Source organism: Bradyrhizobium sp. WSM1417, from assembly GCF_000515415.1.
GTDB lineage: Bacteria > Pseudomonadota > Alphaproteobacteria > Rhizobiales > Xanthobacteraceae > Bradyrhizobium.
In genome coordinates this window covers 2675895-2694778 of sequence record NZ_KI911783.1, presented here as the reverse complement: position 1 = coordinate 2694778, position 18884 = coordinate 2675895, and the positions used below count along the sequence as shown (strand labels likewise).

The 18884-nt window shown below is 63.0% G+C and carries 17 protein-coding genes, 1 tRNA gene and 1 pseudogene; 8 read left to right on the top strand and 11 right to left on the bottom strand.

All coding sequences use genetic code 11. The annotated features are described in order from the left end of the window. Positions 1-37: 37 nt before the first annotated feature. The 4 genes from BRA1417_RS0112945 to mobB form a co-directional block, all read right to left on the bottom strand. Positions 38-1693 (bottom strand): OFA family MFS transporter, encoded by a 1656-nt coding sequence (locus BRA1417_RS0112945; protein WP_027516127.1) that lies wholly within the window; start codon positions 1691-1693, stop codon positions 38-40. Between the two features lie 320 nt (positions 1694-2013). After that, positions 2014-2277: a sulfurtransferase TusA family protein gene (locus tag BRA1417_RS0112940; RefSeq protein WP_027516126.1), complete on the bottom strand. Its 264-nt coding sequence runs from the start codon at positions 2275-2277 to the stop codon at positions 2014-2016. A 66-nt stretch (positions 2278-2343) separates the two neighbouring features. After that, positions 2344-3600: a gephyrin-like molybdotransferase Glp gene (gene glp / locus BRA1417_RS0112935; RefSeq protein ID WP_027516125.1), complete on the bottom strand. Its 1257-nt coding sequence runs from the start codon at positions 3598-3600 to the stop codon at positions 2344-2346. Between the two features lie 9 nt (positions 3601-3609). Next, a complete protein-coding gene (gene mobB, locus BRA1417_RS0112930) occupies positions 3610-4137 on the bottom strand; it encodes a molybdopterin-guanine dinucleotide biosynthesis protein B (RefSeq protein ID WP_007600666.1) in 528 nt (175 codons plus the stop codon). 203 nt (positions 4138-4340) lie between these two features. Between mobB and fdhD the strand changes: the two genes are divergently transcribed. Both fdhD and mobA read left to right on the top strand, forming a co-directional pair. Then, positions 4341-5231 (top strand): formate dehydrogenase accessory sulfurtransferase FdhD, encoded by an 891-nt coding sequence (gene fdhD / locus BRA1417_RS0112925; RefSeq protein WP_027516124.1) that lies wholly within the window; start codon positions 4341-4343, stop codon positions 5229-5231. Further along, positions 5176-5853, top strand: a complete 678-nt coding sequence (gene mobA / locus BRA1417_RS0112920) for a molybdenum cofactor guanylyltransferase MobA (RefSeq protein ID WP_245286217.1) — start codon at positions 5176-5178, stop codon at positions 5851-5853. Before fdhD ends, mobA begins: the two co-directional genes overlap by 56 nt. A gap of 7 nt (positions 5854-5860) precedes the next feature. On the opposite strand, the gene BRA1417_RS0112915 is transcribed toward mobA, so the two are convergent. The 3 genes from BRA1417_RS0112915 to BRA1417_RS0112905 are packed head-to-tail and all read right to left on the bottom strand — an operon-like array spanning position 5861 to position 9817. Continuing rightward, the gene (locus BRA1417_RS0112915) at positions 5861-7810 is read right to left on the bottom strand and encodes a molybdopterin biosynthesis protein (protein WP_027516122.1); all 1950 of its coding nucleotides are present in this window, start codon (positions 7808-7810) and stop codon (positions 5861-5863) included. Positions 7811-7822: 12 nt separating this feature from the next. Further along, positions 7823-8929 carry a molybdopterin-binding protein gene (locus BRA1417_RS0112910; RefSeq protein ID WP_027516121.1) on the bottom strand — a complete coding sequence of 369 codons (1107 nt, stop codon included), beginning with the start codon at positions 8927-8929 and terminating at the stop codon, positions 7823-7825. A gap of 54 nt (positions 8930-8983) precedes the next feature. Continuing rightward, positions 8984-9817 carry a substrate-binding domain-containing protein gene (locus BRA1417_RS0112905; protein WP_027516120.1) on the bottom strand — a complete coding sequence of 278 codons (834 nt, stop codon included), beginning with the start codon at positions 9815-9817 and terminating at the stop codon, positions 8984-8986. 301 nt (positions 9818-10118) lie between these two features. Here BRA1417_RS0112905 and BRA1417_RS0112900 point away from each other — a divergent pair, with 301 nt between their 5' ends. Beyond that, on the top strand, positions 10119-11012 hold the full coding sequence (locus BRA1417_RS0112900; protein ID WP_027516119.1) for a helix-turn-helix transcriptional regulator: 894 nt from the start codon (positions 10119-10121) through the stop codon (positions 11010-11012). A gap of 98 nt (positions 11013-11110) precedes the next feature. Continuing rightward, positions 11111-12337: an ABC transporter substrate-binding protein gene (locus tag BRA1417_RS0112895; protein WP_027516118.1), complete on the top strand. Its 1227-nt coding sequence runs from the start codon at positions 11111-11113 to the stop codon at positions 12335-12337. Positions 12338-12467: 130 nt separating this feature from the next. Here the strand turns inward: BRA1417_RS0112895 and BRA1417_RS0112890 are convergent, their stop codons facing one another. Beyond that, positions 12468-13445, bottom strand: a complete 978-nt coding sequence (locus BRA1417_RS0112890) for a TAXI family TRAP transporter solute-binding subunit (protein WP_027516117.1) — start codon at positions 13443-13445, stop codon at positions 12468-12470. 107 nt (positions 13446-13552) lie between these two features. Here BRA1417_RS0112890 and BRA1417_RS0112885 point away from each other — a divergent pair, with 107 nt between their 5' ends. Continuing rightward, positions 13553-14527: a tripartite tricarboxylate transporter substrate binding protein gene (locus BRA1417_RS0112885; protein WP_035969311.1), complete on the top strand. Its 975-nt coding sequence runs from the start codon at positions 13553-13555 to the stop codon at positions 14525-14527. Between the two features lie 378 nt (positions 14528-14905). Beyond that, positions 14906-14981: transfer RNA gene (locus BRA1417_RS0112880), tRNA-Ile, on the top strand. A gap of 75 nt (positions 14982-15056) precedes the next feature. Here BRA1417_RS0112880 and BRA1417_RS0112875 read toward each other — a convergent pair. After that, complete coding sequence (locus tag BRA1417_RS0112875) at positions 15057-15917, bottom strand: hypothetical protein (protein ID WP_027516115.1); 861 nt, start codon at positions 15915-15917, stop codon at positions 15057-15059. A gap of 177 nt (positions 15918-16094) precedes the next feature. Here BRA1417_RS0112875 and BRA1417_RS0112870 point away from each other — a divergent pair, with 177 nt between their 5' ends. Continuing rightward, positions 16095-16532, top strand: a complete 438-nt coding sequence (locus tag BRA1417_RS0112870; protein WP_027516114.1) for a hypothetical protein — start codon at positions 16095-16097, stop codon at positions 16530-16532. Between the two features lie 200 nt (positions 16533-16732). Beyond that, positions 16733-17626 carry a DUF2971 domain-containing protein gene (locus tag BRA1417_RS42040; RefSeq protein ID WP_063628385.1) on the top strand — a complete coding sequence of 298 codons (894 nt, stop codon included), beginning with the start codon at positions 16733-16735 and terminating at the stop codon, positions 17624-17626. Positions 17627-17671: 45 nt separating this feature from the next. Here the strand turns inward: BRA1417_RS42040 and BRA1417_RS0112860 are convergent, their stop codons facing one another. Continuing rightward, on the bottom strand, positions 17672-18337 hold the full coding sequence (locus BRA1417_RS0112860) for a hypothetical protein (RefSeq protein WP_245286216.1): 666 nt from the start codon (positions 18335-18337) through the stop codon (positions 17672-17674). Between the two features lie 48 nt (positions 18338-18385). Further along, positions 18386-18529: pseudogene (locus tag BRA1417_RS46235) on the bottom strand (HNH endonuclease); the annotation flags it as partial. Positions 18530-18884 lie beyond the last annotated feature (355 nt).

Below are 18884 nucleotides of genomic sequence, written 5' to 3'. Positions count from 1 at the left end.
CGCCTGATGAGCATCCCGCTTCTGTCTCGACGGCGGATCAGAAGATTTTGACCGCGCTCTCCAATGTCTTCCAGACACCCCAAAGCAGGGGGACGCCGACGAAGGCCCAGAACAGCGCCGCCTTGGCGTCAAGCCCGCCAAATCCGATGCCGTAGGAGCCGTGCGGCCCGGCGGCGGCGGCGCTGGCGCTTGCCGCCTGCAACTTGGCGACATCAGCCTCCTTCATGTGCCATTTCGAATCGACCGGCTTGATCAGATAGTTGCAGATCAGGCCCGCGATCAGCATCGCACAGAGGATGTACATCGTCGTGTTGTAGAGCTGGTCGCGCGGCACGCCTGCCGCGAGCTGGAACTCGCGGATGTAGTTGACCACGACGGGGCCGATGATGCCCGCGGTGGACCACGCCGTCAGCAGCCGGCCATGGATGGCGCCGACGAACTGGGTTCCGAACATGTCGGCGAGGTAGGCAGGCACGGTGGAAAAGCCGCCGCCATACATCGACAGGATGATGCCGAAGCCGAGCACGAACAGGAGCTTCGAACCCATCGCCGCAAAGGTCGGCGCCAGCGCGTAGAGCGCGATGCCGAGGATGAAGAACGTATAGTAGGTGTTCTTGCGCCCGATCTTGTCCGAGAGCGATGCCCAGAAGAAACGGCCGCCGATGTTGAACAGCGACAGCAATCCGGCGAAGCCCGCGGCGATCGCGGCGATCTGCGCCTTCTGTCCCGCATCGAGCGCGTTGAAGCCGACGTTAGGCAGGCCGATCAACTTGCCGGCGAATATCTCCTGGAGCATCGGCGAGGCCATGCCGATCACGCCGATGCCGGCCGACACGTTCAGGCACAGCACCCACCAGATCAGCCAGAATTGCGGCGTCTTGTGCGCGTCGTTGAGATGAACGTTGGCCTTCGAGATCATCGCGTTGGCCTTCGACGGCGCCGTCCAGCCCTCGGGCTGCCAGCCGGGCGGCGGCAAGCGATAGCGGAACGCGCCGATCATCATGAACACGAAGTAGATGACGCCCATCGTGACGAAGGTCTCCCAGACGCCGACCGAGGTCGGAGTCTTGAAGTAGTTCATCAAGAGGTTCGCCAGCGGCGCGCCGATCATGGCGCCGCCGCCGAAACCCATGATTGCCATGCCGGTCGCCATGCCGCGGCGGTCCGGGAACCACTTCACCAGCGTCGACACCGGCGAGATATAGCCAAGACCGAGACCGATGCCGCCGATCACGCCCGAACCCAGCCACAACAGCCAGAGCTGATGGGTGTAAACCCCGATCGCACCGAGGAAGAGGCCGCCGCACCAGCACAGCGCCGAGACGAAGCCGGCCTTGCGCGGACCTACGCGCTCCAGCCAGCCGCCCCAGACCGCAGCCGCGATACCGAGCAGCACGAAAAAGAGCGTGTACATCCATCCCATGCTAGCGACCTTCCAGTCGCAGCTGGTCGTGAACAGCTCCTGAAACAGCGACATCTCTGCGCACGCCTTCGGCGCGGTCACTCCGATCGCGCGCGACAGCGGCAGCCAGAACACCGAGAAGCCGTAGGCCATGCCGATGCAGAGATGGATGCACAGCGCAGCCGGCGGCACCAGCCAGCGATTGAACCCGGCGGTCGCGATGGTCCGCTCGCGATCCAGAAAACCTGCGCCGGCACCCGAAAGTGTTCCAGCGCTCTCGATGGTAGACATGCATTCCTCCCCTAAAGCCGCCCTTCTGAACGGCCTGCCACGACGGTCCTGTTCCTCAGCCGTTGCAGCGCAGCCTTTGTCCCTGCTGCCCCGCACAATGATCGACGCGCGCCAGGATCGTCACGCGCATCCGAGACGTTAAACCCCTTACCTGGGGGACTATGCCCGACGCCACGGCCGGGCTTCTTTCGATGGCCCATTTGCTCCGCATATCGCAGGCACGACTCGACCTCCGTGTCTCGACGGAGGAACTCGATTGGGGCAGAAGTGATGATCGATGTCGATAGACAAAAGGTAGGTATCAACCGAGTGACCGCCGGCTAAGTGGGCGGCGCACCATTGAGATTTTCTATCGATCGATCGGCCTTCTCAATCAAGAACACGATACGCGCGTCGCTGCGCTCGGTGATCTCCACCGTGTCGCCGGTCTCCCGGATCAGGTTCGGAATGTCAATCACCGACAGGGGATCGGTGCAGTACACTTCGAGCTGATCGCCCGGCTGCAACGGCTTCAGCGCTTTGCGCGTCTTCAGGGCGGGCAGCGGGCATTTCAGTCCGGTGAGATCGAGCGTCGTTCTGGTCATCGGCGCAACATGGCGGGAGGGGCCGATGGCGTCAACGCCAAGGCAGTGCCAACATCACGTTCAGACTCAGAGCAGATCGGCATAGGACAAGAAACCCACGCTCTGCCCCGGCTCGACACGCGTGACCTCCTCATCGAGCTCGATGAGGCCGTCGGTGTCGACCAGAGAGGACAACAGCCCAGCCCCCTCGCGTGGAAACTTGATGGCCTCGAGTGCGCCGTCCTGCGTGCGTCGCAAGGAGGCGCGAACATATTCGCGTCGGCCCGCTTTCTTCTTGTAGGTGAACGCCGCGCGCACCGGGATCGGCAACAGCGGCGCCGGCAGGCTGCCCGCAAGCGCCAGCACCGTCGGCCGCACCACATGGGCGAAGGTGACGAAACTCGCGACGGGGTTGCCCGGCAATCCGATCAGCGGCGTGCCCTCGATGATGCCCATCGCCACGGGCCGGCCAGGCTTGATCGCCATCCGCCACAACACCAGCGAGCCGATGCTCTCGACTGCCGCCTTGACGTGATCCTCTTCCCCGGTCGATACGCCGCCGGTGGTGAGGATCAGATCGTGCGTGCCGGCGACTTGCTTGAGGCCATTCGCGAGCAACGTCCGTTCGTCGCGCAAGATGCCGAGATCGCTGACGTCGCAGCCGAGCCGGCGCAGCATCGTCATCAGCATGAAGCGGTTGGAATCGAACAGCTGCGAGGCCGCGCGCGGCTCGCCGGGCGAGGCCAGTTCGTCACCGGTCGAGAACACTGCAACACGGATGCGCCTGACGACATCGAGCCTGACCAGGCCGAACGCCGCCGCGAGCGCGACATGCTGCGGCAGCAAGCGCTGGCCTGCGCGCAGCGCGATATGGCCTTGGGGAATGTCCTCTCCCGCAGGGCGGACGTTCGCGCCCGGCTTCAGCCCCGGCGGCAGCACAACTCGTCCGGCATCGTCGAGGCGGACGTCTTCCTGCATGAAGACGGTTTCGGCATCCGGCGGCATCGGCGCGCCGGTGAAGATGCGCGCGGTGTGGCCGGCCTTGATCGGCACCAGTGCCAGACCGCCGGCCTGGATGCGGCCGTCGAGCGGGAGTGCCCGCTCGGCGCTATCAGGAAGATCTGCGTTGCGCACGGCGTAGCCGTCAACGGCGGAATTGGTAAAGGGCGGCAACGGCAGCGGCGCCGCGATATCGCGGGCCAGCACACGCCCATCAGCATGGATGAGCGCCACGGTTTCGAGATCGACAATCGCGTTGACGCGCGTCGTGATCAGACCCACGGCCTCATTGACCGACATCATCGGTCCGCCAAAAGCAAAACAATCGTCCGACAGTTGCGCCATGGTGCCTCGTCAGCGCATCGCAGCGCTTTTCGCGACCGCTTCCTCGACCGGCATCGCCGCGCGCAGCAGCAATTCCGCGGCGGCGGCGATATCGTCGAGATGGACGGTCGGCAGTCGGGTTTCAATGGCCACATCGGCCGCGATCCCGAAAATTCCGGGATCATCGGGAAACAGCAACGGCTTGTCGTTAGCGGCGCGATGCACTTCGATCTTGCGATGTGGCTCGCGCTTGAAACCCTCGACCACGACGAGATCGACGGCCGACAATTTGCTCAACAGTTCCGGCAGGCGCGGCTCCGCCGCCCCGCGCAATTCGTGCATCAGCGCCCAGCGATTTGACGAAGCAACCAGCACCTCGGCCGCGCCGGCCTCGCGATGGCGCCAAGAATCCTTGCCGGGCACGTCGACGTCGAACTGGTGATGCGCATGCTTGATGACCGAGACGCGCAAGCCAAGCGCATTGAAATGCGGGATCAGCCGCGTCAACAGCGTGGTCTTGCCCGCACCGCTCCAGCCTGCAAGGCCGATGACTTTCATCACAATGTGATCTCCGCCAGCCGTATCACGGGGCTGGAACCGCCCGTTCCGTCATTGCGAGCGCAGCGAAGCAATCCAGAGTGCCTCCGCGGATAAATTCTGGATTGCTTCGCTGCGCTCGCAATGACGAGAAGGCACATTTCCGCTTTCCGCCGGCCATGCTTATATCGGCTTGATCCGAATGTCATGCTAACGTCGCGGCCATGATGAAGATCGACAAAGCCCCAGTGCCCCTGATCGTCCCTGACACCGACGACCCGCGCCTCACCGAGAGCGTGACCGGCACCGACCAGTCCGGCGCCAGGATCGAGATCAAGGTGCCGGTGGAGCGCCCGCTGACGCTCTACCTGAATTCGCAGGAGATCGTCACCATGATGACGATCGGCGACTATCCGGAATATCTGGCGCTGGGCTATTTGCTCAACCAGAATATGCTGAAGTATGATGACGCGATCACCGACGTCGAATACGACGACGACCTGCAGGTGGTGGTGGTGCGCACCGAGCACCACACCAATTTCGAAGCCAAGCTGAAGAAGCGCACGCAGACATCGGGCTGCGCGCAGGGCACCGCCTTCGGCGATCTGCTGGAGGCGGTCGAGAGCGTCGCGTTGCCGAAGGCGGAGCTGCGTACCTCCTGGCTGTACCAGATGACTCAGACCATCAACACCATGCCCTCGCTCTATCTGGAGGCCGGTGCGATCCACGGCTGCGTGCTGTGCAGGGAGGGCGAGCCGCTCTGCTACACCGAGGATGTCGGCCGTCACAACGCCGTCGACAAGATCGCGGGCTGGATGTACCGCCACGGCGTCGATGCATCCGACAAGATCCTCTATACCACGGGACGACTCACCTCCGAGATGGTGATCAAGACGGTCCGCATGGGAATTCCGATTTTGGTGTCGCGCTCCGGCTTCACCGCCTGGGGCGTCGATCTCGCCCGGCAGGTGGGCTTGACCCTGGTCGGCCGCGCGCGCGGCAAACGGTTCATCGCGTTGTCGGGGGCAGAGCGCATCGTCTACGACCAGAACCTCGCTTATGTCGAGGAGGAATCGGCCAAGCACAAGCGCAAGGGTGAAAGTGGTGACGATTAGCTTTCCGACCACGCAAGGCGTGCTGCTCGCCGGCGGCCTCGCGCGGCGCATGGGCGGCGGCGACAAGCCGATGCGCACCATCGGCGGCCGCACCATCCTGGAACGCGTGATCGCGCGCCTATCACCCCAATGCAGCGGGCTGATCCTCAATGCCAACGGCGATCCCGCCCGCTTCGCCGCGTTCGGTTTGCAGGTCGTCGCAGACGACGTGCCCGGCTTTCCCGGTCCGCTCGCCGGCATCCTTGCCGCACTCGACTGGACCGCGGCGAACCGGCCTGAGGTGGAATGGGTGCTCAGTGCCGCCGGCGACTGCCCGTTCCTGCCGCGAAATTTGATCGCGCGCTTGCATGAAGAACGCATCGCGGCGAATGCCGAGCTCGCCGTTGCGGCATCAGGCGGCCAGTCGCATCCGGTGATCGGCTTGTGGCGGGTTGGCTTGCGCGACGAACTGCGTCACGCGCTGGTGGTCGAGGACCTCCGCAAGATCGACCGCTGGACAGCGCGTTATCCGCTCGCGACCGTGACGTGGCCGACGGAGCCGCTCGATCCGTTCTTCAATGCCAACACGGTCGAGGATATCGCGGAAGCCGAGCGGCTGGCCGCACTGGATGCGGCGTATTAATCAAGCGCTACGCCGGCCGGAATCCGGCCCGCTCCAGCGCGGCGCGCGCTTCGTCCGAACCGAGTGCGGCGAGAAAGGCTTGCACCGCAGGACGCTGCTTGCGCGCCGTCACCAGCGCGAAGTCATAATGTTCCTCGGCGAGCGGAATGAAACCGAGGCCGACCGCATGGGCGACCGGTGCAATGGTCATGCCCCAGTCGGCGCGGTGCTGTGCGACCGCTGCGGCCGCCGCGTTGTGCGAGCGCGGCTGGTTCCAATAGCCGTCCGGGCGCGCACCACCGAGCAACCGGTCGATCAGGATGCGCGTGCCGGCGCCCTGGTTGCGGTTGACCATGATGCAGGAGGGATCAGCGAGCGCCGCGGCGACGGCGTCCTTCGCGCTGTCGCCTTCGAAACGCTTGTCGCCCTTGCGGAACACGATGCCCTGCATCCGCCGCCAGCCCGGCACGAGCTCGAGCCCTTCAACGAGGTAAGGCGTATTGTAGGTCTCGCTCTTGTCATCGAACAGATGGATCGGCGCAAGATCGCATTCGCCGCGCCGTGCCGCCGCAAGTCCGCCGAGACTGCCGACCGCAATCGAGCGCACGGTCAGGCCGGCATGCGCGAGTTGCGCCGTGACGAGATCGAGGCCAGTGCAATGGCTGCCCACGATGACGAGATCGGGCACCCGCACATGCGGCGTGAAAAGCGTCACTTCGGCTTCGCTCCCGGCCGGCATCTGGTCGGCGAGCGCGTCGATGCGCAGAAAACCGTCAGCCTGCGCGAACGACGTGATCGCACCGGACCCCTTGCCGGAGGGATAAGCGATCAAGCCGTCCTTGCCTTGGACCAGCGAGACCATGACGAATTCAGTGCGGCCGAGCTCGGAAGCAATGCGCACCGGCACGGTCGCGTTCACCTTGGCATCGGAGCGCGGCGGCAGTCCAGCCATTCTGCGCAGCACCGGCACGATCATGTCGTGGAAGGTGAACATCGCCGAGGTTGGAAACCCCGGCAGGACGACCACCGGCTTGCCGTCGCACACCGCAAGGCACAGCGGCTTGCCGGGCTTGAGCGCAATGCCATGCGCGATGATGCCGGGCTTGCCGAGCCGGCCGATGATGCGATGGGAGAGATCGCCCGCGCCTTTCGACGTGCCGCCGGAGAGCACCAGCATGTCAGCGTCCGCCAGCGCACGCCGCATGGCGGCTTCGAGCTGGGCTTCGTCATCGGGAATGGCGCCGAGGAAAACCGCCTCTCCGCCGTTCTCGTCGATCGCAGCAGTGACGATCGCGCCGTTGGTGTCGTAGATCGCAGCAGGCGCGAGCACCTCGCCCGGCTGAACCAGTTCATCGCCGGTGGAGATCACGGCCACACGAGGTTTGCGCACGACGCGCACCTCGGCAAGACCGCAGGCCGCCAGCATGCCGACCTCGCGCGAGCCGATGATCGTGCCGGCGCGCAGTAGCGCCTCGCCGTGCGCAATATCGGACCCTGCGTAGGATATGAATTGCCCGGGCGAGGCCGCGCGACGGACGTCGATCGCACCCGATCCCGCCGGCTGGGTATGCTCGACCATGACCACGGCATCGGCACCCCGCGGCAGCGGACCGCCGGTGGCGATCGGCGTTGCCGTTCCCGCCGCCACTTGCAGCGCCGGCACAGTGCCGCAGTGAATGGTCTCGCCATTCAAGCCGAGGCAAACCGCCGCGCCTTCGCCGGCTGTGGCAAGGTCCGCTGAGCGCACCGCGAAGCCGTCGACATTGGAACGGTCGAACGGCGGTACGTCGATTGGCGCAGTGATGTCTTCAGCGAGCGACGCGCCGAGTGCATCGGCGAGCTTGCGTCTTTCGCTTGGGATCGCGCGCGGGAACAGCGCAGCCTCGAAGCGAGCCAAGGCCTCCTCGCGGGAAAGGATTTTGAGGAACTGCTCCTGCTCGAGCGCGCTGCGGACTTGCGATTGCGGGATCATGGTCATGCTAAACCCATATCATTCCCGCATCAGACAGGCATCGACCGGCGCGCCCGCTGCAAATCCCTCGTGGTTGGCGGGAACAAGCAGCCATGCATCCGCGCGGGCCATTGCCTGGAGCGGCCATTCTCCTACCGCAAGTGGCACCCACGCATGATGTTCCTCGGCCAGCAGGACCATTTCGGCAATGCCGACGCTGGATGCAATTTTTCGCGCAAGCGGCAAGGTTACCTGTCGGCGCGGCAGCCGAGCCGAGAGAAGGTTGACGAGCGGCAGCACGAGCGCGAGCCAGACCGCGAGCGCGTGATCCGGCGATCCGGGCAAGGCGACAACAGGAATGGTTCCGAGCCGCCCGATTGCGGCGGTGCGTCCGGGCTGGAGCGCAAGACCATGGGCGATCACATGACCATGCCGAGCCAGCGCCGTGACGGCTGCATCCTTGCGACCTCCACCGCTGCCGCCGATCGTCAGCAGGAGATCGCAGGTGGGCGCGCCGAACGCCCCCGCAATCGATCCCGCGTCTCGCGCGCCGGCCTCGTGCGTTTGCACATCCAGTCCTGCGGCGCGTGCGATGTCCGCAATCAGATACATGGTCCCCGTTGCGCCTGGTACATTGACAATGCGCAGCCGCGGACGGCGCACGCTCAGTCGGTCCAGTCCGGCGGCGCACGCGAGCAGCAGAGCGCCAGGACCGACCGGATACCCCTCTGCCGCGGCAGGCGTGCGTCCGTCGATGTCACTTCCAGCGCGCCTGACGCCCTGCCCCGGTGCGCTCTCCGCCAACACCTGGACGAGCGGACCAGATACCTCGACCGCGTCGGCATCGAGCACACAGTCGCATCCCGCCGGCATCGCGTCGCCGGCATCGACCCAAGGGGGCGCTGTTCCGAGAGGCAGCGGCGAATAGGACGACGCGCCGACCAGATCATTGGCGCAGAACGCCCAGCCGTCCGCGGCAGCGACGTCACGAGACGGTCGGGCTGGGAGCAGCGGATTGCCTGCCGCGATGCAGCCGGCCACTTCGCTCAGCGGCAACTCCACCGGCGCGAGCGGATCAAACCCTGTCAGCAACGCGGCGAGCGCGGCGTCGAGCGGCGTCAGTGATGGCGGCAGGCGCTGGGTCATGCGCCATGATGGATCATGCATCGCCCGGTTTGGCAACCGCTGGCGATACGAACGTCAGCCGCCGGACTTGTCCGCATTGGGGAAGAACAGTTGTTGTCCGTCGACCTTGTATCCGGCGATCGCCGCCTGTCCGTCGGGCGAGATCAGCCAGTCGACGAAGTCCTGCCCCAGCTCCTTCTTCACGTTCGGAAATTTCGCGGGGTTCACCAGCATCACCCCGTACTGATTGAGCAGACGTTTGTCGCCTTCGACCATGATGTCGAGATCGCCGCGCTCCCGAAAAGCGATCCAGCTGCCGCGGTCGGACAGCACATAGGCGTTCGCCGTGCGCGCTGCGTCGAGGGCGGAAGCCATGTCCTGCTTGGCCTCGCGGTACCAGGCACCCTTGGTGCGGGCGATGTCGATGCCGGCGACGATCCAGAGCGCGAGCTCCGCGGCATGCGTGCCCGAGCGGTCTCCGCGCGTCACGAACGGCGCGCCCTTGGCCTCGATCGCCTTCAGCGCGGTCGCGATGTCCTTGCCTTTCACGCCGGCGGGATCGCTCTTCGGCCCGATCAGCACATAGTCGTTGTACATCACGTCGAAGCGCCTCGCGGCAAAACCGTCGGCCACGAATTTCTCCTCCTGTGGCCGCGCATGCATCAGCACGACGTCGACTTCGCCCCTTCGTGCCCCCTCGAGCACCTCGTCGGCGCGCCGCGCGATCACCGTCACCTCGATGCCGGTCTTCTCACGGAAGATCGGCAGCAGATAGTCGAGCAGGCCGGACTCCTGCGTCGCGGTGGTCGTGGCCATGACGATGGCGCGTTCCTCCGCGGATGACGCCGCAACGCCTGCGGCAAGGCCGCAGAGAAGCGCGAGTGCAACGGAGAGGCGGCGGACGGCCATGATCGGGTTCCCACTGGCTATGACGCGCTCATGATGCTGATCGATTGCGCCGCACTCGTGACGCGTTTGCTCGTTGTGCCCGCCGTGTCGGGAAATTCCGGCAATGCGGTGCGCGCGACTGCCGCGAGATCCGCCTCACGCGAGCGATTCAGGATCGTTCACCAAAGCAGAGATCGCGCGTGGGGATGTGTTGCAAAGCAGCGAGATGATCGGGCATGGTCCTTGCTGACAGATCTTGAAATGCAGAATTCCACCTGCGTCGAACGTCAAAAAGAAGCAAGAATTTGCATAGGAATGCAGGATGGAATTCCTGACGACCAGCGAAGCCGCCGACTATCTTCGGCTCGGCGAACGCAAGCTTTACGAACTCGTCACCACCGGCGCGATCCCATGCACCAAGGTGACCGGAAAGTGGCTCTTCCCGCGACATGAGCTCGACCTCTGGGTGCTGTCCGGACTGGCGCGTCCGGCCGGCATGCTGATCGCTGAGCCGCCGCCGGTCGTCGGCGGCAGCCAGGACGAGCTGCTGGATTGGGGGCTGCGCGAATCCGGCTCGGGGCTGGGATCGATGAGCGAGGGCAGCGCGCGCGGGCTCGAGCGGCTGCAGCGGGACGAGGTGATGGCCGTGGCAATGCACTTCCACAGCCTCGATGCCGACGGCAATCTTGCCGCTGACGCCAATGCGACGGTCCTGCGTGACGCTCCGGACCTGCATGATGCATTGCTGGTCGCGTTCGTGCGTCGCGAGCAGGGTCTCGTGCTGCCGCCGGGCAATCCCAAGCGGCTGCGCGGCCTTTCCGACGTGCTCGCGCTCGGCGCCAAGGTGGCGATGCGGCAACAGGGCACGGGCGCGCAGATGCTGCTCGATGTGCTGCTCAAGCGCGCCGGCGCCTCGACACGCGATTTGCGCCGGATCGAGACGCCCGCCCTGACCGGGCCGGATCTCGCCGAGATCGTCCGCGCGGGACAAGCCGATTGCGGCATCGCGACGCGTGCGTCGGCGCGCTCGGCTGGCCTCGATTTCGTGCCGCTGGTCTGGGAGAACTTCGACCTCGCGATGCGGCAGCGCAGCTATTTCCGCCCCGCCATGCAGGGCCTGATCCGGTTCCTCAGCGAAAAGCGGTTGCTCCAGCGCGCCGAGGAGCTGACCGGCTACGATCCCTCCCCGGCCGGACAAATCCGCTTCGCCGCCTGACGTTGACGCCCGCCCCCAAATAGTTGCAAAAGAAACCAATTCAGCCGGGCCATACCCGGGGCAGACCGGCCAACGCGCCGGATCAGGGGAGGACAAATATGAAGCCAACGAGATTTGGTCTGCCGGTCGCTGCCGGCTTTGCGGCGACGTTCTTGGCAGCGCTGATGCCGGGCGCCGCAATGGCGCAGGTGTCCGACGACGTCGTCAAGATCGGCGTGCTCACCGACATGAACGGTCCGGCCTCGGCGCCGACCGGCCAGGGCTCGGTGACGGCGGCGCAGATGGCGATCGACGATTTCGGCGGCACCGTGCTCGGCAAGCCGATCAGCATCGTCGTCGGCGACCACCAGCTCAAGGCCGACATCGGCGGCGCGATTGCACGGCGCTGGTATGACGTCGACCAAGTCGATCTGATCGTCGACGTGCCGGTCTCCGCGGTCGGGCTCGCGGTGCAGAACATGGCCAACGAGAAGAAGCGGCTGTTCATCACCCACTCCACCGGCACCGCCGATTTCCACGGCAAGTTCTGCTCGCCCTATGCGATCCAGTGGGTGTTCGACACCCGTGCGCTCGCGGTCGGTACCGCGGACGCGGTGGTCAAGCGCGGCGGCGACAGCTGGTTCTTCATCACGGACGATTATGCCTTCGGCCATTCGCTGGAGCGCGACGCCTCGGCGGTGGTGACCGCCAATGGCGGCAAGGTGCTGGGCTCGGTGAAGCCGCCGCTGGCAACGCCCGACCTCTCCTCGTTCGTGCTGCAGGCCCAGGCCTCCAAGGCCAAGATCATCGGCATCGCCGCGGGTCCGCCCAACAACATGAACGAGATCAAGACCGGCTCCGAGTTCGGCGTGTTCAAGGGCGGCCAGCAGATGGCGGCGCTGCTGGCGCTGATCACCGACATCCACGGCCTCGGCCTGCAGGCGGCCCAAGGGCTGTTGCTGACGACCTCGTTCTATTGGGACCTGGACGACAAGACCCGCGAATGGTCGAAGCGCTACTTCGCCAAGATGAACAAGATGCCGTCGATGTGGCAGGCCGGCGTCTATTCGAGCGTGATGCACTATCTCAACGCCATCAAGGACACCGGCACCGACGATCCGCTCAAGGTCGCCGCCAAGATGCGGGAAAAGCCGATCGAGGATTTCTTCGCCCGCAACGGCCGCTTGCGCGAGGACAATCTGATGGTGCACGACCTCTGGCTGGTGCAGGTGAAGACGCCGGAGGAAAGCAAATATCCGTGGGACTATTACAAGATCCTCACGACGATCTCGGGCGACAAGGCGTTCGGTCCGCCGGACCCGGCGTGCGCGATGGTGAAGAAATAAGGGTGTAGCGACGCGCGAGGGAAGTCGTCATGGCCGGGCCTGTCCCGGCCATCCACGATCTCCGAGCGGCGCCAAGAACGTGGATGCCCGGGACAAGCCCGGGCATGACGATTGTGGGTACAACCGCGCCCTACTTCACCACCCCGATCTCGCGAAAATACTTCATCACGCCCGGGTGGATCAGCTCCGGCTTCGGCGCGGCCGCGACGGTGTTTGCGGCCGTGGTCTCGCAGGCTTGCGCGAGCTGCTTGCAGAATGCCGGCTCGACACCGTGAAGCGTCTTCGCGAGGCGATAGGCGACATCGTCGGGCAGATCTTCGCGCGTCAGCACAAAGCTCCAGGACCCGAGCGAGGCGATCGGCTCGGACTGGTTCGGATAGCTGCCGGCCGGCACGGTGAGCGGCTTGAGGAACGCGTGCTTGGCGCGGATGCGCGTGATGTCCTCGGCGCTGGGCGCGATGAAGCGCGCGCCTGATGCGCTCGAGGCTACCGCGGAAAAACCGGGCCAGCCGATGCCGGCACCCCAGAGTGCTGCGACACGGCCGTCCTCGACCATGGCGGGGCCGTCGCCAGCGCGGTCGAGATAGACGGCCTTGAAGTCCTCGTCCTGCTTCAACCCGAGACCATCGAGCACATAGCGCGCCAGGATCGGCAGGCCGGAGCCCTTGGCGCCGAACGCGACGGGCTGACCGACGAGATCGCGGATGGACTTGTACGGGCTGTCCGCGCGCACCACGAACATGCCGGGGTTGGAATAGATCGCCGTGAGAATCTTCAACCGTACCGGCACGCGGCCGATGCCGGCAAAGGCCTCATAGGCCGGCTCGCCCGCGACCAGAGCGAGATCGAGCTCGCCCTTCTCCAGCAGCGGAATGTTCTCGTTGCTGCCCTTGGTGTTGCGCGGGGCGATGATGGTTTGCGGATCGGCCACGTTCATCGCTTGCGCAAAGGCGTTGCCATAGAGCGGAAAGCCGCCGCCGGGCGTCGCGGTGCCCAAGCTGATCGTCAGGCTGGGAGTCGTGGTCGGAATGGCGTTGCCTCCGGTTTGAGCGGCGGCGGGGCTGACCAGCAGCGCCGCGCCGAGAACAAGGGTGATCGCGAATCTCATGGTCGGTCCCGGCGGGGGCGCGTCAACATCGACTTGCGGCGATGTAGGCAGCGCCCCGATTTTGTGAAAGCATGCAGCCCAACGACAATAGAACAATGGGAGGCGTCATGTTGCGAATTTTGCGTAACAGTGTTTTCGGGCTGGTTTTCCTTTCAACGCTGTTGGGCGCCGCACCTCCCGCCTCCGCCGCTTATCCCGACCGTCCCGTGCACTGGATCATCGGCTTCTCCGCCGGCGGCCCGGTCGACATCGTGGCGCGGATCATGGCGCAGTGGCTGACCGACCGCTTCGGCCAGCAATTCATCGTCGAGAACCGCACCGGCTCCGGCGGCAACATCGCGGCCGCTGCCGCGATCACCTCACCGCCGGACGGCTACACGCTGCTGTTCGTCGCGCCCAACAACGCGATCTCGACCTCGCTCTACAAGAAGCTGCCGTTCGACTTCCTGCGCGACACGGTGCCGGTGGCGAGCATCATGCAGCTTACCAACATGCTGGTGGTCTCCAACGCCTTCCCGGCCAAGACGGTTCAGGAGTTCATCGACTACTGCAAGGCCAATCCCGGCAAAATCTCCTTTGCCTCGTCCGGCAACGGCACCTCGGTGCACATGTCGGCGGAGCTGTTCAAGGTGATGAGCAAGTGCGACATGGTGCACGTGCCCTATCGGGGATCTGCGATCGCGTTCCCCGACATCATCTCCAACAAGGTGCAGCTGATCTTCGACAACCTCCCCTCCGCGATGGAGCAGGCCAAGGGCGGCAATGTTCGCGCGCTCGGTGTCACCTCGCCGCAGCGCTGGCCGAGCGTGCCTGACGTTCCCGCGATCGCCGAGACGTTGCCCGGCTTCGAATCGGTCGGCTTCTACGGCATCTCCGCGCCGAAGGGCACGCCGGCCGACGTGATCGAGATCCTCAACAAGGCCGTCAACGAGGCGCTGAAGGACCCGAAGCTGGTCGCGCGCCTCACCGAGACCGGCGGCATCCCCAAGCCGATGACGCCGGCCGAGTTCGGCAAGCTCGTCACCGACGAGACCGAGAAGTGGCGCAAGGTGGTGGAGTTCGCCGGCGTGTCGGTGGACTAGCGCTGTGGAACTGCCGCGCGCCTGCAGTGCGTCAACGCGACATCGGAGGGGATCGGAAGACCCCTCCCAACAAAATGTGCGAAAACAACCCCATGCACAGTAGAAAGATCTAGGGATCACAAGGGGTTACAGAATCGAAACCGAGCCCGCTGACGCGATTGCCAGGAGCGAGGGCGAAGGCTCGGCGAGGTGGGCTTGCGCCGTCGGGCAAAACAGGACTATAAGGGCATCATCGCCAATTTCGGTTATTCAAAAAAATCGGGCCTTGCCACGCCGGCGTTTCCGACCGCCCGAGCCAGCATTGCACCCCCGCCTCCGTCCCTGTAAACGAACCGCGCACCGTTGCCGGCCGCGCCTCCCGCGGGCCGTCTCGCGGCGGGGCCTGTAGCTCAATGGTTAGAGCCGGCCGCTCATAACGGTCTGGTTGCAGGTTCGAGTCCTGCCGGGCCCACCAGCTTCCGAAAGACTAAAGCAAAGACGATGTGACCCGCAGATTGTGCGTCACCTCGGTGTCTTGCAAGGTAACACCTTACTTTGCCAACTTCCTTGCAGTCACGGAAGGCGATTGGGGATCAACTGCGATGTTGATGTGTCGGTAGACAACCCCACCATCAATGATGTCCGCTGGCGGCACAATCTGGTTCTTGGTAACTATCACAAGGTAGCGGTGCGTTGCCAACTCTACACCACCGAGCACCCCGCCGGAATAGATGGCGGCCTGTTGCTTTGCGTCTGCAAATGCCTCCTCAGCTTTACTAGCAGCCCTCTTCCACTCCGTCAGCACCATTCCAAGAGCAACGGGGATTGTGCCAGTCCGAAGCGGCTCTTGATACACTAGGTCCGTCTTTCCTCCGCTGGCATCGACCTTAAAAGCCCAAATACCGTGCCAAAGAAGATGCACTCCGCCTAGTCTTTCGCAATGCGTCTCATGAGTGGCGAACGCTGTCTGCCATTTGTTTCGATATTCTTCATCCACCACAATAAGTCGCTGAAGGTGCATGAATGCTAGTTCAGATGCTGAACGGACGCTCTCCGTCGGACTGTTAAGGCAGAAGGTCATCTCAGCCTCGAAGGCCACGAGCTTCACGATAACCGTACGGACCAACATCGCGTCGCCAGCTGTGTTACCGCGTATCTGGCTTCCGGCATCGGCGACGAAACTTTCGATTGCGATATGCGCAGCGTCGGGAAGCAACTTTCCGAACGATTTCTGAAACTTTTCGATGCTATCCAGGATGTCTACACAATGACGCTGCAGGTCCTTGTCCGCGCCGTGAGCCGACTTGCCGCTACCTGCTAAGAAACCAGCATGCACCAGAGCCGCCTTCTCAATCCCGCGAATTCTGCCGGAGATAAGGCGCCAGACTGCCAAATAGGTGAGAGCACTCATATCAACTCATCCTTACAGACGGTGACAGTGCAATCACACCGGCCGTTTTCGCGGGTTCGAAGGCTCATTGATGAAGTGCTCTGTCATTGTACCAAAATTGCGCAACACAGCTGAACTTTGCCGGAGCCCATTTCTCGTGCTACAACTAGTAATTGCTTGAAACAAAAGGCTTTTCACATGACAGAGCAGCTCAGGTACGATCCAAACTCTGTAATCGGCTGGATGATCACAGCCCTAGTTTTTCTGGGAATCGCATACGTCACCCTATATGGACTGAACGTCTACTTCAGGTTTCGTGCCGGGGACAGCACCAACGAGGTCATGAGGACCGTAGGAGAAGATATTTCTGGCGCGATGTTGCGGATCTGGACCTTCACGCGCCCGATCCTACAGCTGGTTATCATCTTGTTTGTGATCTATTGGTTCTCACAAATCATCGGGGTTACTAAAGATACTTTCGCATTCGGCGCAATGGACATCAAGGCGAACTTGGCGTTCTTCGTCATAGGCGCCTTCTGCCTGGCGTCATTTCTGAGCGACTCTCCGGCGTCGTGGCTCAAGGAGATCGCTCTAGTAGTGATAGGGTTCTATTTTGGCACCAAGGCCGGCGGGTAGAGAGATAAGGCGCGCCCCGGAAGTCTAGCCAGTGCAATTCCTTTGGTTACATTTCGTCCCTCTCATTGAGCAATACGGTGTCACCGTATTGCTGGGCGCGATCCGATCGATCCATTTGTGAATGCAACGTTCTTCCACGGACACCGGAAGGATGGCAGATTTGGCGGATTCTATTATCGCATTGGCCCCGCGGGTGACCCATGTCGTTGCCGCCCCTTTATAAATATCTGAATGTCGAAGGCGCAAAGCTGACGCTCGGCAACAGGACCTTCAAGCACGCCAAGCCGTCGGACTTCAACGACATCGAAGATCTGACCATCAACAGCCTCTTCCCAGAAGAAACAGAGGCCGCGCTGACGCGGCTGTCGAACGGCTTCACGGATGTGATCTTAAAGCATCTCGACGATCCGCCGACGTGTAGCTCGCCAATGCGGGAAAAGGTCGCCCTCATCCAATACGCCTACCGCACCAACCCGCAAGCCGCCGAGATGGTGAAGGCCGAGATTGCAAAGGGAGGCAAGCCGGTCTTCGATGTGGAGCATATGCGAGCGCGCGCGGACTCCTTCATAAAGGAAATCAACGACTATATGCAGGGCTGCCGTGTTCTCTGCGTGACGACCCACCGGCATTCCGAGGCGATGTGGAGCGGCTATGCCGAGAACCACAAGGGCATTGCCATCAGAATCGAGCCCAGTCCTGCGAAAGATTCCAAATTTCAGCTATTCAAGCCCGTGGTCTACGGCGAGAAGCGGCCTCCGCTTTACGACGACACGCTGGAATTCATCGCGGGCGGCTTGTTCGGCAATCTCCAGGCCCGATGCCGGGCCGCGCTCGACAAGATTGCCTATGCCAAGACTCTCGCGTGGCAGCACGAGGGTGAATACCGCCTTGTCATTCCCTTAAGGGAGGGCGAGGAGCCGTGGAACACGTTAGCCTATCATCCGGAGGAGATTACCGAACTCTATCTCGGTGCCGCCATAACCGACGCCGACAAGCAGGACATCGTCACCAAGGCCAAGGCGCTCAACCCTCAAATCGCCGTTTTTCAGGCGAAGCGCGACAACGAGGGACGCGTCGATTTCGACGAGGCATGACGGGGAGCTGGCACAGGCGGTATCACCCTGCGCGATATGAACGCATCACTGGCTTATCATACGCGGGTCACGGCCGAGAACTCTCATCACCAGTTCGTCCGACGCTTCCGCCACCACGACCCAGTAGCAGGGCGTTTGGAAGTTACGAAGCGGTTCGATCTTCATTGTGAGATATCGTTTGTCTTTGCAGTCGTAGATCCCAGGCTCAATAGCCCACGGCATCTCCGGTCGGGCTGCTGCGATCTTCGTCCAGCCACCAACGACATGTGAGATGTCTAGCCGCGCGGTTCCTAGTATTTGTTCGCGCAGCAGGGGCTTAAAACTGTCAACCCCGAACAGTGCTACTGCAGCGGAGTGGGCGATCTTGGCAAGCATTCTGAAGAAAGACCGAAACGGGAAGTTCATTTCGACCGATACGGAGCCACCTTCCGGTCCAAGTAAGGCAATGAACCGCTCTTTTTGGTCGCCGACGGGTTCAATAGTCCAAATCTGCATCTCGATTTCTGTCGGTCCTGTGACCGGCTCTATACTAGATAGAATAAGGGGCGGCGGCAGCACTGGAAGCGCCACCGGGGATGTTGGGCTCTGATCCATCGGGACCGTGAGGTCCTGTCGCCCGGTGCCGCGATGTACCGAAAACCGCGCGTGGCTCTTGCGGTTCTTCTTCCGACGAGTTGGAAAGCCAAATTGCGCCCGCATGGTGCCGAGCATCTTCTGAGCAACATCCTGCTCTATGTCCCTCGTGATGTGAGAGCACGCCGTGCAGCTTGACTTTTGCAAGACCCACGTTCCCCCCAGCGAGTACGGAATGATGTGTTCGCGCGAGAGACCTTCAGTGCCATCGCAATAGATACAGCGACCAACGGGGGGATATCTAACTCTGTTCGGATCAATGAGCGCCACGATTCTCAACCTTCAAAGGTGGGTTATACTACTGATCGAAACGGTTAGAAATTGCGGAAAAATTCACTCCATTTCCGTCCGCGTCTGCGGTCTAGTGCACCCGCTACTGGATTACCGTAACGGTGCACTCAATGAGCCCGACCGCTTTCGCGCGTTCGAAGGCTCACAATTGAGTGCACTGTCACCGTAATTTCCGAGAAACTGATTTTGATCGAGCGACCTTCCAACAGATACGCGTGATGGCTTTCGGCTTATGCGCATCCGACGCTTTTGCGTCGGCCGTGGAGTGCTCGCATTAAACCAGCGGAGCGCTTACGGTGCATTCCTGACCGGCTGCTCGTTTCTACAGGGTACA

Bases quoted from the DNA above. Each gene is read 5' to 3' on its own strand.
- BRA1417_RS0112945 (WP_027516127.1), bottom strand. From the start codon at position 1,693: ATGTCTACCATCGAGAGCGCTGGAACACTTTCGGGTGCCGGCGCAGGT.
- BRA1417_RS0112940 (WP_027516126.1), bottom strand. From the start codon at position 2,277: ATGACCAGAACGACGCTCGATCTCACCGGACTGAAATGCCCGCTGCCC.
- glp (WP_027516125.1), bottom strand. From the start codon at position 3,600: ATGGCGCAACTGTCGGACGATTGTTTTGCTTTTGGCGGACCGATGATG.
- mobB (WP_007600666.1), bottom strand. From the start codon at position 4,137: ATGAAAGTCATCGGCCTTGCAGGCTGGAGCGGTGCGGGCAAGACCACG.
- fdhD (WP_027516124.1), top strand. From the start codon at position 4,341: ATGATGAAGATCGACAAAGCCCCAGTGCCCCTGATCGTCCCTGACACC.
- mobA (WP_245286217.1), top strand. From the start codon at position 5,176: ATGTCGAGGAGGAATCGGCCAAGCACAAGCGCAAGGGTGAAAGTGGTG.
- BRA1417_RS0112915 (WP_027516122.1), bottom strand. From the start codon at position 7,810: ATGACCATGATCCCGCAATCGCAAGTCCGCAGCGCGCTCGAGCAGGAG.
- BRA1417_RS0112910 (WP_027516121.1), bottom strand. From the start codon at position 8,929: ATGACCCAGCGCCTGCCGCCATCACTGACGCCGCTCGACGCCGCGCTC.
- BRA1417_RS0112905 (WP_027516120.1), bottom strand. From the start codon at position 9,817: ATGGCCGTCCGCCGCCTCTCCGTTGCACTCGCGCTTCTCTGCGGCCTT.
- BRA1417_RS0112900 (WP_027516119.1), top strand. From the start codon at position 10,119: ATGGAATTCCTGACGACCAGCGAAGCCGCCGACTATCTTCGGCTCGGC.
- BRA1417_RS0112895 (WP_027516118.1), top strand. From the start codon at position 11,111: ATGAAGCCAACGAGATTTGGTCTGCCGGTCGCTGCCGGCTTTGCGGCG.
- BRA1417_RS0112890 (WP_027516117.1), bottom strand. From the start codon at position 13,445: ATGAGATTCGCGATCACCCTTGTTCTCGGCGCGGCGCTGCTGGTCAGC.
- BRA1417_RS0112885 (WP_035969311.1), top strand. From the start codon at position 13,553: ATGTTGCGAATTTTGCGTAACAGTGTTTTCGGGCTGGTTTTCCTTTCA.
- BRA1417_RS0112875 (WP_027516115.1), bottom strand. From the start codon at position 15,917: ATGAGTGCTCTCACCTATTTGGCAGTCTGGCGCCTTATCTCCGGCAGA.
- BRA1417_RS0112870 (WP_027516114.1), top strand. From the start codon at position 16,095: ATGACAGAGCAGCTCAGGTACGATCCAAACTCTGTAATCGGCTGGATG.
- BRA1417_RS42040 (WP_063628385.1), top strand. From the start codon at position 16,733: ATGTCGTTGCCGCCCCTTTATAAATATCTGAATGTCGAAGGCGCAAAG.
- BRA1417_RS0112860 (WP_245286216.1), bottom strand. From the start codon at position 18,337: ATGCTCGGCACCATGCGGGCGCAATTTGGCTTTCCAACTCGTCGGAAG.